At 61.9% G+C, this 14289-nt stretch carries 17 protein-coding genes; 7 read left to right on the top strand and 10 right to left on the bottom strand.

Going from position 1 to position 14289, the window contains the following annotated elements:
- Nucleotides 1–51 precede the first annotated feature (51 nt).
- Both A9975_RS06375 and A9975_RS06370 read right to left on the bottom strand, forming a co-directional pair.
- Entirely contained in the window at nucleotides 52–306 is a 255-nt protein-coding gene (locus A9975_RS06375) for a hypothetical protein (RefSeq protein WP_183031900.1), read from the bottom strand.
- Between the two features lie 89 nt (nucleotides 307–395).
- The gene (locus A9975_RS06370; RefSeq protein WP_183031899.1) at nucleotides 396–1172 is read right to left on the bottom strand and encodes a CDP-diacylglycerol diphosphatase; all 777 of its coding nucleotides are present in this window, start codon (nucleotides 1170–1172) and stop codon (nucleotides 396–398) included.
- A gap of 453 nt (nucleotides 1173–1625) precedes the next feature.
- Here A9975_RS06370 and A9975_RS06365 point away from each other — a divergent pair, with 453 nt between their 5' ends.
- Nucleotides 1626–1847, top strand: coding sequence for a DUF3562 domain-containing protein (locus A9975_RS06365; protein WP_183031898.1), 222 nt, complete (start codon nucleotides 1626–1628; stop codon nucleotides 1845–1847).
- Nucleotides 1848–2207: 360 nt separating this feature from the next.
- On the top strand, nucleotides 2208–3533 hold the full coding sequence (gene yjjJ / locus A9975_RS06360) for a type II toxin-antitoxin system HipA family toxin YjjJ (RefSeq protein ID WP_183031897.1): 1326 nt from the start codon (nucleotides 2208–2210) through the stop codon (nucleotides 3531–3533).
- 63 nt (nucleotides 3534–3596) lie between these two features.
- On the opposite strand, the gene A9975_RS06355 is transcribed toward yjjJ, so the two are convergent.
- Nucleotides 3597–3932: an alpha/beta fold hydrolase gene (locus A9975_RS06355; RefSeq protein WP_183031896.1), complete on the bottom strand. Its 336-nt coding sequence runs from the start codon at nucleotides 3930–3932 to the stop codon at nucleotides 3597–3599.
- Nucleotides 3933–4327: 395 nt separating this feature from the next.
- Here A9975_RS06355 and A9975_RS06350 point away from each other — a divergent pair, with 395 nt between their 5' ends.
- Nucleotides 4328–4837 carry a M48 family metallopeptidase gene (locus A9975_RS06350; protein ID WP_183031895.1) on the top strand — a complete coding sequence of 170 codons (510 nt, stop codon included), beginning with the start codon at nucleotides 4328–4330 and terminating at the stop codon, nucleotides 4835–4837.
- 116 nt (nucleotides 4838–4953) lie between these two features.
- Here the strand turns inward: A9975_RS06350 and A9975_RS06345 are convergent, their stop codons facing one another.
- Both A9975_RS06345 and A9975_RS06340 read right to left on the bottom strand, forming a co-directional pair.
- Entirely contained in the window at nucleotides 4954–5982 is a 1029-nt protein-coding gene (locus A9975_RS06345; protein WP_183031894.1) for an SGNH/GDSL hydrolase family protein, read from the bottom strand.
- Between the two features lie 402 nt (nucleotides 5983–6384).
- Nucleotides 6385–6954: a TetR/AcrR family transcriptional regulator gene (locus tag A9975_RS06340; protein ID WP_255503092.1), complete on the bottom strand. Its 570-nt coding sequence runs from the start codon at nucleotides 6952–6954 to the stop codon at nucleotides 6385–6387.
- A 174-nt stretch (nucleotides 6955–7128) separates the two neighbouring features.
- Between A9975_RS06340 and A9975_RS06335 the strand changes: the two genes are divergently transcribed.
- The 4 genes from A9975_RS06335 to A9975_RS06320 all read left to right on the top strand — a co-directional run bounded on the left by A9975_RS06335 (nucleotide 7129) and on the right by A9975_RS06320 (nucleotide 11653).
- A complete protein-coding gene (locus A9975_RS06335; RefSeq protein ID WP_183031893.1) occupies nucleotides 7129–8184 on the top strand; it encodes a sugar phosphate isomerase/epimerase in 1056 nt (351 codons plus the stop codon).
- 47 nt (nucleotides 8185–8231) lie between these two features.
- Nucleotides 8232–9113, top strand: a complete 882-nt coding sequence (locus A9975_RS06330) for an alpha/beta fold hydrolase (protein WP_255503091.1) — start codon at nucleotides 8232–8234, stop codon at nucleotides 9111–9113.
- Entirely contained in the window at nucleotides 9103–10041 is a 939-nt protein-coding gene (locus A9975_RS06325) for an alpha/beta hydrolase (protein WP_183031891.1), read from the top strand. The genes A9975_RS06330 and A9975_RS06325 overlap by 11 nt, the downstream gene beginning before the upstream one ends.
- Nucleotides 10042–10318: 277 nt before the next feature.
- Nucleotides 10319–11653, top strand: coding sequence for an MFS transporter (locus A9975_RS06320; protein WP_183031890.1), 1335 nt, complete (start codon nucleotides 10319–10321; stop codon nucleotides 11651–11653).
- Here A9975_RS06320 and A9975_RS38495 read toward each other — a convergent pair.
- The 5 genes from A9975_RS38495 to A9975_RS06295 form a co-directional block, all read right to left on the bottom strand.
- Complete coding sequence (locus A9975_RS38495; RefSeq protein WP_370564038.1) at nucleotides 11586–11861, bottom strand: DJ-1/PfpI family protein; 276 nt, start codon at nucleotides 11859–11861, stop codon at nucleotides 11586–11588. The genes A9975_RS06320 and A9975_RS38495 overlap by 68 nt on opposite strands.
- A 135-nt stretch (nucleotides 11862–11996) precedes the next feature.
- Nucleotides 11997–12521: an AAA family ATPase gene (locus tag A9975_RS06310; RefSeq protein ID WP_183031889.1), complete on the bottom strand. Its 525-nt coding sequence runs from the start codon at nucleotides 12519–12521 to the stop codon at nucleotides 11997–11999.
- Nucleotides 12522–12559: 38 nt separating this feature from the next.
- The gene (locus A9975_RS06305; RefSeq protein WP_183031888.1) at nucleotides 12560–13291 is read right to left on the bottom strand and encodes a hypothetical protein; all 732 of its coding nucleotides are present in this window, start codon (nucleotides 13289–13291) and stop codon (nucleotides 12560–12562) included.
- Between the two features lie 159 nt (nucleotides 13292–13450).
- Nucleotides 13451–13789 (bottom strand): hypothetical protein, encoded by a 339-nt coding sequence (locus A9975_RS37750; protein ID WP_220810648.1) that lies wholly within the window; start codon nucleotides 13787–13789, stop codon nucleotides 13451–13453.
- A gap of 294 nt (nucleotides 13790–14083) precedes the next feature.
- On the bottom strand, nucleotides 14084–14289 hold a 206-nt coding region (locus A9975_RS06295; protein WP_183031472.1), incomplete at its 5' end, for an IS3 family transposase.

The raw sequence follows: 14289 nt of genomic DNA, 5'->3' as shown, positions 1-14289 counted from the left end.
CGAGCAGTGAGTTCGGGAAGCCCTGCGCTGCAGCGGTTTCCCGGTTTCCGCTCAGTGCTCCGTATCGCCGGCGTGGGCGCTCCAGTCGATATGGTCCGAGAGATAGTGCCTGTATGCGTACTCGACATCGGCATCGGCGTCTTCATGGGCCTGGAGCGGATTGTCCCTGCACATGGGGCAAGTGTGGCGTGATGACGCTTGCGTCTGCGTGCCCTCCATCATGGTCACAAACCCTCTGTAACGCCCCCAGGGCAATTCCTCGACTGAAGTGACGAGGAACAAATCGCCGCGCTGATACGTTGCCATGGCTGCACTCCTGCATGCTGAACGGGGACATTCATTCTAGCAACGGCTTGCGCGAGCGCAACCCCGGTTTGGCAGCCTCGAAGCCGAGGTTACTCAAGCGCCGCTGGCGCGTCCTCTTGCGCACCCTCCTGCGCCAGCTTGCACTGGCGATCCAGGAAATCGCTGGCGTGGCCGTTGCTGCCAGCCTCACGATCGACCGGCTGGTCCACGATGACAAAGCCGCCCGTGCCCGCGGCATCCGCCACATAGGTGACAAACACGCCCCGGTCCGGCACGACTGACGCCGCCTCGCCAAGCCGATGCTTGATGAGCAGGAATGGATTGACGGACATCGCTCCCCCCGGCGAAGGCACGAACACCGCCTGCACCGGCTTGCCCATGAACCGCAGCGCCGTCCAGGTGGTCCCGATACGCGCACTTGCGCCGGCGACAAAGTCCCTGGCATCCCGGCTGATGCAGTCCAGGTGGATATGCATCTGCTCCTGGCTGCGCGCTGCCTTTGCATTGATCGCCAGGCCCAGGATGCCATCGGGCAACGGCCGCCCGCGTGCCTGCCCGACAAACCGCCTGGCGTCCCAGCCGAATGCCCACGGGTTCGCCCCGCCGTCCTCCCAGACACCACGTTCCTCCACACCAGTCACGCGATGATCCGGAATGACGAGAAAATGCGAGCGGCCGATAGCATCCTTGTAGAGCACCAGGCCTTTTTCACGATCCACCACCACGCAATCGGGGTGACGCGGCGCGCCGGGTGCCAGGCAGCGCGCCTGCACGTTACGCCACAGCCCGTCCTTGGCAAACAACGCAAGAAGCCCGACGTCCGCATCGGCCCAGGCACTCGGCGCCATGCAAAGCACCAGCAGCATGGCCAATCGCCGCGCCGTGGCACCAAAAACAAAAAGAGCCATCAACCTGATGGCTCCACACCCCGCTAACAAACAAGCAAAACACACCCCTTCCCCAACATCCCCGGCATTCTTGGACGCACGGTGAGACAACCAAGCGAGGGAGAGGCCAACCGACTCACTACGACGATCCAGGCCTGGGGCAGTCGTGGGTATTGGCATTCAGAACTTATCCACCTGAGTCGGTATAGCCTGCATTGTGCAGGACAAATATGGCAACACGATGGCGTGTATTACGACGCTGCATTCCTATACTTAAGAACGCGCCCCACGATTGTCAGGCAAGTGCCTGAGCAAGCCCTTTCGCCCTTTCGCACTCAAGCGACAGGCGACACGCGCCAGCACAGCGCCGCATCATGCACTGCATCCTCCTGCCGGGTGGCAGGCAATATGAAAACCGAATCACAGTCCTCAATGATCGCCAGGATATCCGAAGCCCTGAAAGTCCCGGTGGAGGAAGTGGAGCGCGCGTATTTCGCCGCCTGGCACGAGCTTCAGGCCGGCGCCAAGATTCACGACTACCTGCCACTGTTTGCCGCCAGGCGCGTGACGGAGGCGTTTCGGAAACAACAGCCATCTTCAGCGCTGCCGCCACCCCCTGTTCCGGCATCGGTCGCGCCGCCGCGCTACGTTTAGCAGCCGAAGGGGCCGAAGTCATCGTTGGCGCGCGCCGCACCTGAGCAAGAGTGATGGTGGAGCGGCGTTCCTGGGACCGTCGACTTTCTGCTTACCAAACGCCACTTTGTGCGATTCTCTCCGCTTGTCCGCGTAGCACGGACACGGACAAGAAACGCGCGAGCCTCAAACGGCGCACACGCGCTCCACCGCTATCGATCAGCCCCTATCGAGAGGGCTCTCCTCTTCCTCGTTGTTCGCGTCCGCCTGTCGCTACCCACCTGTATCTATTCGCAAGGCATTGCGCCAAGTAAGAAAAAAACTTCCAACCCATTGATATATAATGAATTATTGAAGTGAAGATCAATTCAATATCTATTCATGCCCACCCAACCGTCCGCCCTGCTGGAAGTCCTTAGCGAAGGACCCGCCAACGCTGCCAGCTTGTGCCTGCGGCTGAAGATCAGCCAGCCCACGCTGTCCCGCCGTATCGCAGAAGCTGGCGACCGCATTGCTCGTGTTGGCAGCGCACGGGCTGTGCGGTATCTGGCATGCCGGATTGTGGCTGGGCGGACGCAATTTGCCCTGTACCGTGTTACGGCTGCAGGTCGGATTGAACAGTGGGGCGAGTTGCTGCCGGTCCATCCAGGCTTTGTCCTACGCCAAAGTGGCCAAGACGACTGCTTGCTGGAAGGCTTGCCATGGTGGCTACAGGACATGCGCCCGCAAGGCTTTATCGGGCGGCACTGGGTGCGCCACCGTGCCGCTGCGCTAGGTTTGCCAGATGACCTGCTGAATTGGAGCGACGACCATGTGCTGACCGCGCTGGCGGCGGGAGAGCATGATGTGCCCGGCAATCTGCTGCTGGGTGACGCAAGCCGCTCCGCCTGGCTGGCACACCAGCCGGACAGCATCGCCACGAGTGACCGCGCACAGCACTACCCGCGCCTTGCCGCTCAATCAATGGCGGGCGAATTGGTAGGCTCAAGTGCCGGCGGGGAGCAACCCAAATTCGCCGTGCACGTGAATGGGCATGCAGTCCTCGTCAAGTTTAGTGCCGCGCAGGACAACGCGATTAGTCAGCGTTGGCGCGACTTGCTGCTGGCGGAGCATCTCGCCCTGCAACAGTTGGCCAATCACGGCCTATCCGCTGCAAATAGCGAAGTGCTGGATGTTAGCGGCCAGCGTTTCCTGCAGCTATCGCGCTTCGACCGCACCGAGCAGGGTGGTCGGCGTGGCGTGGTGTCACTGGCCACCTTGGACGCGGAATTCGTCGGGCGAGCTCGCGCGACCTGGCCGGAACTCACCGAAGCACTACTCAAGCAGGGCCGCATTACGACGCCAGCGCATCAGGATGTCTGCCGGCTATATGCCTTCGGCCGCCTTATCGGCAACAGTGATATGCACAACGGCAACCTTGCCTTTCTGCATGAAGGCACCATGCCCCTGTCGCAGGCTCCTGCTTATGACATGCTGCCCATGGCCCTGGCCCCCGACCGCAGCGGCACAATGCGCGACAGCCTGCCCACATTCACACTGCCCACTCAGCCGCCGGCCAGGGTATGGCACGAAATGCTGCCGTTGGCCCGCGCATACTGGCGGCGCCTCGCCGAGCACCCGCTGGCCAGTTCAGAATTTGCGGAAATTGCCGGACGGCAGCAGGCCTGGCTCGACGAAGCCGGTCGGCAGCTCGAGCGGCTGGCCTGAGGGCACTCGGCAAATCGCCCTTCAAGGCTCGGCTCGAAGGGCGTCATGCGCTTTGCGCCGTGCTTAGTTTCTCGCAGTGGCGGCCTGCTCGATAAGGGCCGCGACAGCAGCAGGCTTCGACTCGTACACGGCATGGCTGCCCCGGGTTTCAACCACCGTGGCGCCGGCGCGCCTGGACATCGCGCGCTGGGCCTCCGGCGGAATCATCTTGTCGTCCTTGGTGACGAGGTACCAGCTCGGCTTTGTCTTCCAGGCGGGAGCGGTGGCAGCGCCATTCAGTGCGTCGGGGCCCCACGGAATCTGGGAGTCGGCCATTTCAGGACCGTGTAGACGCCCTCCCAGCCGGAGCCGTCCACGAAGCCGCCATGCACGAGCACGATGGCCGTCTGGCTCTCGCAACCGACGGCGCGGCCGATGGTAGGATTGTCATTTCGCCTGCCCCTCCTTTCTGTGTTGCCATAGTCTTTGCGCGGCGACCAGGTGGACCAAAGGGCCGCAGCGTGTAGCAGTATCGCGACGGCAAGCGCCGGCGTATTGAAGGGCTGCCGAATAATGTCCGAATAGTTTCCAAAGTTTCCAAAATTGATTTCCAACATTGTTGCGGCGCGGGGTCATATGCAAGGACAGCGTTTCACCTTTGGGCCGTTCTTACTCAATCTCGACAACGGGACGCTGCAGCGCAAGGGGGAGCGCGTGGCGCTCGGGCGCAGGGGCATCCTGCTGCTGGCCACGCTGCCCAGGCGCTGGTCGACAAAGCGATCGAGCGCGATCCGGGCGAACCGTTCGCGCACGGCGTGGCCGCCTTGGTCGCGATGTACCGGAAAGACTTCAGCCGCTGGGCTCGCGAAGCCGACGAAGCGCTCTCGCTCAACCCGAACTTCGCCCCGGCGCTGTCTCTGCGCGCAACGCTGAACATCTATTCGGGCCACCCTCGGGAGGCGATCCACGACCTGGAACGGGCCATGCGGCTCGATCCTTACTTCACCCATGGCTATCTGCACCATCTCGGCGTGGCCCATATCGTTGCCGGCGACTATGAAACGGCCGTAGCGATCCTGCGCGAGCGCATCCTCCTTGTCCCTCAGACCGACATGAGCCGGGCTTATCTCGCCTCGGCACTTGGCAACCTTGGCTATCTTGAAGAAGCGCGTAGCGTCTGGGGCGAGCTCATCGCCATCAACCCGTCCTACTCGTTCGCCGTCGGCATCGCTCGCATGCCATTCAGGCATCCGGAGGATCTGGCCCGCATCGCGAAAGGTCTGGATAGAGCGGGCTTGCTTGCGTCCTCCAGCACCGTGCCCTGAGTCCTGAGCCCTGAGCCCTGAGCCATCACCCGCTGCTCGACGCGAAAGCAAGACTAGATCCGACCCAACCTGCCAGAACCCGACGATTCTGTTGTCGAGTCACCTTTCTTCCAGGCTCAATGACCAAGACCGCTCTTGGCGATCTGCTGCTCCACGAACTGGGCGAACAATGTATGCAGACGCGTCGTCGGATGAAGATTGTCCGCGAACATGTAGGTCTGATCGGCATTGGCCGTCACGTAGGTAGCCGGCGAGCATAGCAAGGCCGTGTCGTGAGGCGTTTTCGCAGGGTCGCAGGCGGCGCCGGTGTTTGATACGACGAAGCCATTGGCCTGAAAGTTCGCAATGATCTGGTTCTCCCATGTATAGGAATCGACCTGGATGACCTTGCCTTGCAGGCCAGCGGCCTGCAAGGCAGAGTTCAAGCTAGTGTTGAAGATTTGCGATAGCTGGGTCAGGTTTGCCCCGCCGTCGGTAGAGGCAATGCCTTCGGGCGATAGTCCGACATTCGGGACATTGACCACGACGACATGCGTGGCGCCGTTCTGGATGATCTGTCCAACAATTTGCGCCAGGGTGGTTGCCGCCGTCTGCACGGTCGGCGCCGCGGCCGGCAGCGCCCCGGCGCGAAGCACGTCATTCGAGCCCCCCCAGACCAGCACCACCTGATTGGCGTTGAAGCTCCCGTGTGCGGATAGATAGCTCGAAACCTGCTGGTTGACAGGCATTTCGACATTGCCGATCACGTCAGTCAGAAAATTGTTCAGGTTTGCCGGCGTTGCCACCGTGGCGCCGCCCTGCGCATAGCCGAGGCCGCCGTGGGCACTCAACTGATGCGTGATGCCGATCGTAAACGCAGCGCTTAGCGTATCGCCATAGTATTGCGCCACATCCTGAGTCCACACTTGCCCAGGATTGGTTGTGAATCGCCCTCCGCCGACCGCGCTAGCGATCGGCGCAAAGGTCCCCACATCAGACAGGCTGTCGCCAAACGAGACCACTTGCAGAGCAATGCCGCCCGCTGGGCCGGACGCGCCACTGCTGCTACTCGAGCCGCCTCCGCCTCCATCCCCGCCGCATGCGGCAACCAGTAAAATCACCACGGCAAGAATCGCGGCACGTACCTGATCGATGCTTCTTTGCATGGTCTCCCCCGCAGGTTGGCCGGGCAACCGCCCCCACGTGGCGGGCCGATCGCCTGCCGCATATCGCTCTTGCGATAGGTACCTTGTCTGGCTGACGAGTGCAAAGCGCACATGGCTGCCTTACCGCTGATCGGCGGCCCATCCGTAGCCCAGCAGTAGCTAGACAAGCGAAGGCCCCTGCGAGATGCCGCATGACCCATTGATTATAGTGACCTGAACGGGCCGTGCAGTCGGTACGGTGCCGGACATGGTGCAGCGAGCACCACTGCACGGCCGTCGCCCCTGGTGTGTTGCGTCAGCCGCTTGAAACCCCAGCCACCATCGAAAACAAACTGTTGGCTAGCCAGTCGACGCATGCGCCTCAAGCCGAGGATTCGCCGGGTCGCACCAGGTTCTTCCGAATCAACTTTGAGAGTCGGCTTTGCCAGGGGCTGCGGCTGCATCCAGGGCCAGCATTGCGGGCGCGATCATCGCCTGCAAGCGGGCGCGGCTGACGCCGTCGCGGGCCTGCACGGAGATGCCGTGCAGCAGCGCGCCGTAGAGATCGCCAAGCGCGGCGATGTCGGTGTCCTGCCGCAGCTCACCGCTTTGCACCGCCGCATGCAGCCGGTCAACGATGGACTGCGTGCGCTGGCGGCGATGCTCCGCCAGCCAGTCGGCCACCGGTTCGTTCTCAAGTGCGCAACTGCTGGCCGCGGACACCACCAGGCAGCCATGCGGACGGCCGCGTTTGGTGTAGGTCCGCGCCGCGTCGTTGAGCAAGCGTTCGATGGCCTGCCTGGCCGACTCCTCTTCCTGCATGGCGCGATCCGCGAAACCACCTTCGCCTGCTTCGTATAGCGCCACCGCTTCCCGGAACAACGCTTCCTTGCTGCCGAACGCCGCGTAGATGCGCGCCGAAGCCAGGCCCAGCGCCTCGACCAGCGTCGACATCGAAGCGCCTTCATACCCTCGCTCCCAGAACACGGTCATGGCCGTATTCAGGGCTTGGTCTCGATCAAATTCTCTGGGGCGTCCGGCCATGTTCTGCTCGTGAGTGAATGCTGTTGCGGCGTGCATTTTACCGTCGCGGCGCCGAACACGGTTGACTTCCTCATCCTTGCCATCTATTCTTTGTCGCTCAACAAACAATAGACGGTTCAATCCATGCAAACCATCAAAGGCCCAAGTCTCCACCTCGCCCAGTTCAGCGACACGCAAGCGCCGTTCAACACGCTGCCCGCCATCGCCAAATGGGCCGCCGACATCGGCTTCAAGGCATTGCAGATTCCGGCGTGGGACGAGCGCCTGTTCGACGTGAAGACCGCGGCGCAAAGCCAGACTTACTGCGATGATGTCAAAGGCATGCTGGCCGGGCACGGCCTGGTCATCAGCGAACTGACCACGCATATCTTCGGGCAGCTGGTGGCGGTGCATCCCGCCTACGATGCAATGTGCGACAACTTCGCGCCGCCCGCGCTACGCGGCAATCCGCAGGCGCGCTCCGCATGGGCGCTGGAGCGCCTCCAGCTTGCCGCCAAGGCGTCGCGCCGGCTTGGCCTGACCGAGATGGGCACCTTCTCCGGCTCGTTCGCCTGGCCTTACCTGTTCCCTTTCCCGCAGCGCCCGGAAGGCTTGATCGAAGCCGCCTTCGAAGAACTCGCCAAACGCTGGTTGCCGGTGCTCAATGCCTGCGACGCGCAGGGCGTCAACCTTTGCTATGAGATTCACCCCAGCGAAGACCTGCACGACGGCGCCACCTTCGAGCGCTTCCTCGGCCTGGTTGGCGACCATCCGCGCTGCCACATCCTGTTCGATCCCAGTCACTTCGTGCTGCAACAGCTGAACTACCTGGACTACATCGACTTGTACCGCGACCGCATCCGCATGTTCCACGTCAAGGATGCCGAGTTCAACCCAAGCGGGCGGCAAGGCATCTATGGCGGCTATACGTCATGGACCGAGCGCGCCGGACGCTTCCGCTCGCTGGGCGATGGCCAGGTCGATTTCAAGTCGATCTTCTCCAAGCTCGCGCAATACGACTACCAAGGCTGGGCCACGCTTGAGTGGGAGTGCTGCCTGAAAGACCAGGAAGACGGCGCGCGCGAAGGCGTGGATTTCATCAACCGCCACATCATCCGCGTGACGTCGCGCATCTTCGACGACTTTGCTGGCGCCACCGTCAACAAGGCCCAGATCGACAGCATGCTCGGCATCGCCTGACACCAACATCGCACCCATCGCATCCATTGCATCCAATGAAGACACCCATGCAAGACAACGCCCAACACACACACACCTATGTGCGCATCGACGGCCACCGCGTGCACTGCGTTACCGCAGGCAGCGGCCAGCCGGTTCTGCTGATTCCCGGCTGGCCGCAGACGTGGTTCGCCTGGCGCCATGTGATGGCGGCAGTCGCGCAACGCGGCTTCCTCGCCGTCGCCGTCGACCCGCCGGGTACAGGGCACTCCGACCGGCCGCCCACGGGCTACGACACCGGCGCCACCGCCCACACATTGCACCGCGTGATGGCCGCGCTGGGCCACGATCGCTATCAGGTGGTCGGCCACGATGTGGGCATGTGGGTGGCCTACGCCCTGGCCAGCGACCATCCCGACGCCGTCACGCGGCTGGCGCTTACCGAGGCCGTGATCCCCGGACTTGCGCCTGCGCCGAGCATCTTCGCCCCGCCTGCCGAGAACAAGTTCCTGTGGCACTTCATGTTCAACCAGGTTGCCGATCTGCCCGAGACGCTGATCGCCGGGCGCGAAGCCGCCTACCTGAATTTCATGTTCGACCAGTGGTCCCATCGCCGCGACCGCGTGGCCGTGGACACTTACATCGCGGCCTATTCGGCGCCGGGCGGCCTGCGCGGCGGTTTCGGCTACTACCGCGCGATTCCGGAAACGGTGCGGCAGAACCGCGAACGCGCAAAGCGCAAGCTGGCGATGCCGGTGCTAGCCATCGGCGCGGAGCATGCGACCAACGACGCGCCGCAGGTGACCCTGCGCGACAACGCCATCGACCTGCGCGGCGTGGTGGTCCCGGACTGCGGCCACTTCATCATGGAGGAGGCACCAGAGGCATTCATGGCGGAACTGCTGCCGTTCCTGGAAGCGCAGCAGGGAGGGCATACGCATGGCCGTTGATGTGGATATCGCTCGCTTCCTGGCCGCGTTGCCAGCAAGCGGCGGTGAGACGTCGCTAGCGGAAATGCGCCACGCCACCGAACGCGACTTGCCCGCGCTGCACGGCCCCTTGCAGGACGTGGCCGCGATCAAGATGTTCAGCGTGACAACCGATGACGGCCACGAGATCAGGATTCGCGGCTACTGGCCGACGGCGTCGCGGCAAGCTGACGCGCCGCTGCCCGCCATCGTGTTCGCGCACGGCGGAGGCTGGTTTCTCTGCTCGCTGGCGCTTTACGACAACCCCTGCCGTGCCTTGGCCAACGCCACCGGCTGCGTGGTGCTGTCGGTGGACTACAGGCTCGCGCCCGAGCACAAGTTTCCTGTGCCGCTGGAGGACGTGTATCGCGCGGTGGAGTGGGCATTCGACAAGGCCGCGGAACTCGGCATCGATCCAAAGCGGATCGCGGTAGGCGGCGACAGCGCCGGCGGCAACCTTGCAGCCGCCGCAGCCCTGCTGGCACGCGAGCGCAATGGCCCCGCCATCGCACATCAGTTGCTGTTATATCCCGCGTTGGACAGCGCGATGGACTCGGACTCCTACGCCGAATTTGCCGAGGGCTACTACCTGACGCGGGATGTCATGGCGTTCTGCTGGTCGGCCTACCTGCGCGGACCGGCGGACAAAGGCTCGCCATATGCGTCGCCGCTGCGCGCAGAGCGGCTCGATGGCCTGCCGCCCGCCACCATTCTGGTCTGCGAGTACGACCCACTGCGCGACGAAGGCGAGGCCTATGCCCGCCGGCTCGCCGACGCCGGCGTCATCGTGCAACAGACTCGCCTGCCAGGCATGGTGCATGCCTGTATTCACCTGCTCGGCGTGGCGCCTGCTGCGCAATGCCTGTTCGATCGCGGCGGCGCCATGATGAAAGCGGCGCTACGGGCGTAGCCTTCGGATACCACTCAGGCGCGCAACGCGCCTGACGCCTGCGGATGAACCTGGTGGACGCTGGGCAGGCCAACGCGCCGCCCGCGAGCAGTGCTCCACATCGCTCGCGGGCGGCATTCTCCGCGCGAATGCGGCAGGGCTCGGAACATCGGGTCCCATTTTTGCCTACACGTTTCCCGCACTGGCGCTGTATTCTTTAACCATGCCCGGTGGCGCAGCCCGCACATTCACGGGCTCACCTTCGATTGGTTTTCCTAGGACGTGTACGTGGTCCCCCATGTCCAAGAACTTCAAACGCGCCTCTACGAAAACGCCGGCCACGTCCGCTCGTCATGGTGCCGAAGGCAGCGACAGAATCCTGCTGTATTTCGGCTGGCTAACCCTGTTCATCTATCTGGCAACGCCCGCCGGTCTCCTGGTTGATATACAGACATCGTACATACTCAAGAACCAGTTGCATGCAACGGCGACGCAGATCTCCACATTCCGGCTGGTTACGGGCATACCCGTGTACATCGCGTTCGTTTTTGGCCTCGCGCGCGACCAATGGAACCCGCTGGGATTGCGCGATCGTGGCTTCTTCCTGATTTTCGCTCCGGTGACCGCGGTGGCATTCATCTGGATAGCGTTTTCAGGTTTCTCATACGCGCGACTGGTCATCGGGATGCTGCTGGCAATGCTGTCGTCCCGATTTGTCGCCGCAGCCTATCAGGGCTTGATCGCACTGGTGGGCCAGGAGAAGCGCATGTCCGGGCGCCTGAGCGCCCTATGCAACGTGGTCAGCTCCGTCCCTGTCGTTGCGGGCGCGTTCGCTTCCGGGTACATCTCGGATCATCTCGCCGCGAAAGAAGCCTTCATCCTGGTCGCGACGGTCACGATATTGATTGCCGTGCTGGGGCTCTGGAAGCCCGTTTCCGTCTTCGGCCAACTCTACGATCAGCCGCAAGCCAGAGGCGCAGATCTGGTTGGGAATGTCAGGCGGCTGGCGAAACATAAGGCTGTCTATCCGGCTGTTCTCATCTGCTTCCTGTGGAATTTTGCGCCAGGATCGGCCACTCCGCTGCAGTTCTATCTGAGCAATGCGCTGCACGCGTCGGATTCCGTCTACTCGTACTACAGCGGGATCTTTGCCGCCGCGTTCATCCCGACATTCTTGCTGTATGGCTTTCTGTGCAAGAAAGTACCGCTGAACAAGCTGCTGTGGTGGGGAACGATCGTCGCAGTGCCGCAGATGATTCCGCTGGCATTCATTCACTCTGCCAATCTCGCCCTTGTATTGGCGGCACCGATAGGGCTCATGGGCGGCGTAGCCACGGCAGCGTACCTCGATCTCGCGATGCGGTCCTGTCCGCCTGGCCTGCAAGGCACCTTGATGATGCTGGTGGATGGCGTTCTCGCGCTCTCGGCGCGTGCCGGCGATCTACTGGGCTCATGGATCTATAACAGCAGCCCAACGCACGGATTCACCTATTGCGTGATCGCGACAACCGTGGTGTACGCACTGATCCTGCCCTTGATCCCGCTGGCGCCGAAGGAGTTGATTGCTACCAAGGATGGCGAACAGAACCCGGGAGTCGAGGCCGAGGTGCTGAGCGAGATTCGGGAAGCGTAAGCGAGCAACTAGTCCCGCCTGCCCCGTCTGGCGAATGGAGAACGCTTAAAGCAAAGTCGATCCCCGAGGTTACTCCAGCACCAGTCATCCTGTTTCGCTCACGCACAACGCGCTCGAGGACGGGTTCTGCTCCGAGCAGACTCAACTGATCGATGGAGGACCAATGGCAAGTTGCACGGTAGCCCGTGAGGAGGCCAGCCGTCGCCAGCTAGCCCTCGATCGCCCCGACTCAGCTTCGAGATTCCGTAGTAGACCCACAAGGGACAGATACACCGCTACAAAGTGGTCGTTGGGGCCGTCGTGTTATCCAAGGATGCCCCAGAGAAACGAATTTTCTCGAATGCTATGGCAATCGACTCGTCGGAGGCACCAGCGAAAGACGATGAGTGATAGTTTCAACGGTCTGCTCAACGGAAACGTTAGCTGTGTCGACTACAAGATGGTCCGAATCCCATGTGTCATATTGACGTTCAAGCACGCTCTTCCATGTGGGCAGCTTGTGGCCTGGGATATCTGCCTGTCGCTCCTCGACCCTCAGACGGTGCGCCGTTGTATCAGAACAAATCAGCTCAATCTCGAAGATTTGCACACCTGCTTCGAGCGCCACGCTTGCCCAGGCGCTACGCGTCACATGCAACGAATTGACCGAGTCCGCGACGACGGTCATCCCCAGGCGCAAATTATCTTTTGCAACGGCATATGCAGCAAGATAGCCGGCAGGTCCGATATCAGCCCTGTCGCTCCCGGCCGCAATCAGCGCCTGTTCCAACGTATCGATACGCAGATATACCGCGGCGAGCTTGCGTGCAAGTGCTTGCGCTACCGTTGTCTTTCCGGTACCCGGTAGTCCTCCGAAGGCAATCAACATTTCCGACGCTCCCTGTATTCGAATGTAAGACGCAGCAGCTAGCAATCGGGCGGTATCCCGTAGCAGGCGTAGAACGCCGCGATCGGGGCTTCGACGGCGAGCGCCTGCAGTGGGAAGGCGAGTGCCAGGTCTTGAACGTTCGTCAGTCTCGATAGCCGTTTTTTGAAGTCCTGCACAACCTCGAATCTGAGCGAGCCGTAGCGATCGAGAAATTGTCCCCACAGCGATACGTGGCGATACCGCGGTTCCGCGACCCTGGCGCTCGCGACGTACGCTGCGGGAAAGCACCGCTGATATGCAGGAAGGTGATAGAGCCACGAGGTGCCCACCACGCGTGTCACTTGTCGCCTGTTGCGTTTGACGTCGCCGAAGAGTGACCGCAGTTCAGCAAGCCGTGCAGGCAGGCGCTCCCGGCTCAATGGAGATGCCGCGGCGGATTCCGCATTCCGGAAGTGAATTCGCACACATTCCGCGTCCTGCATCGCATATGAAAAACAGCCGGTTTCCGGGACCGTCGCAGACATCCGCGAATCTTCACCTTGCGCTAGATAGAAGCGATAGGTCCAGTCGCAAATATCCGATGTACGGGTCAGTCCATCGACGTACAAACGCCAAACGGGATGACACGGGTCAAAATCCCTACCTAGCCCAAACCGAATGTAGAAGTTCGTGTAATCGAGCAACGCTCGGTCGACGGGCATTTCGACAAGAGCTGCAACGGTTCGAGCGAAGTCAAGCTGCAGCCCGAAAAAATCCCTGCTGTATGCCATCGGCGCCGCTCCCCCGAGCAAGAATCATCAATCGCCCAGCATTCTATCCGAGTAACTGCTCAAGGCGGCTGCTGCCAATCCAGGCCAAACACCGGTCATTGACGTGCTGATTGGCTTTGACGCACTCAGCGCGCGTGCCTCGCCTGGCTACGACGATCTTTAGCTTACATGCCGAGGTGCTTCTTGTAGAAAAGGCACAAATTGCTCAAGCGGGTTGCCCGTAGCATCGGGTTGGTCATACAAGTCGTAGTGGCTGGCGCCTTCGACGATCTGCAGGGCCTTCTGCGTGGAGCGGGCGCGGCGGCTAGCCCCAACGCTAGCTTCCGGGTCGGGCTGGTTAATGATTTCGGATAGATCATATTGCTCAATCCAGCGCTGCATATCGCGCGCCGAAACCTTGCCGAACATGGCCAGATTCGGCTGGCCATGGCGCATTAAGGTGATTTCCCTGCTCACTGTATTCACGTCCTTGCCGTCCAGTGAGTGCAGAAGATACACGCTGCGGGTACTTTAAAAGCGAGATGGTGGGATCCGATTGCGCTGCCGCTCGAGGCGACGGACCATGCAGCGGTGTATTAACTCGACCTCAGAGTGAACGCCAGCAGCAGCACGTTCACGATCAGCAATCCGTAGAGGATCGCCATGCCTGCGGAGATGGCCCGACGCCGTTCATGTCTTGGCGAGGAAGCACGCCGATCTCGCTTGCGTTTCCAAAGCCGGGCCGCGCCAATGCCAACGGCGGCGAGGCCCGCTGAGGTTCCCCTTGTTTTTCGCCTTCCAAGGGTAAGGGAGTCAAGCCGCCATGTCCCGTGGGTGTTCCCAGTCCCGGAGGTACTGGGCCGGGGACACATAGCCGAGCGTGGAGTGTCGGCGGCTCCGATTGTAAAAGATCTCGATGTAGTCAAAGAGATCGTCTTTGGCTTGCTCGTGCGTGGCGTAGCGCTGGCCATGCACCCGCTCGTTTTTCAGACTGTTGAAGAAGCTCTCGCTCGGGGCAT

It is taken from the genome of Cupriavidus sp. UME77, assembly GCF_014170355.1.
GTDB classification, from domain to species: Bacteria; Pseudomonadota; Gammaproteobacteria; order Burkholderiales; family Burkholderiaceae; genus Cupriavidus; species Cupriavidus basilensis.
Note: the sequence above shows the minus strand (reverse complement) of the source record. Positions and strands in the feature narration are given on the sequence as shown.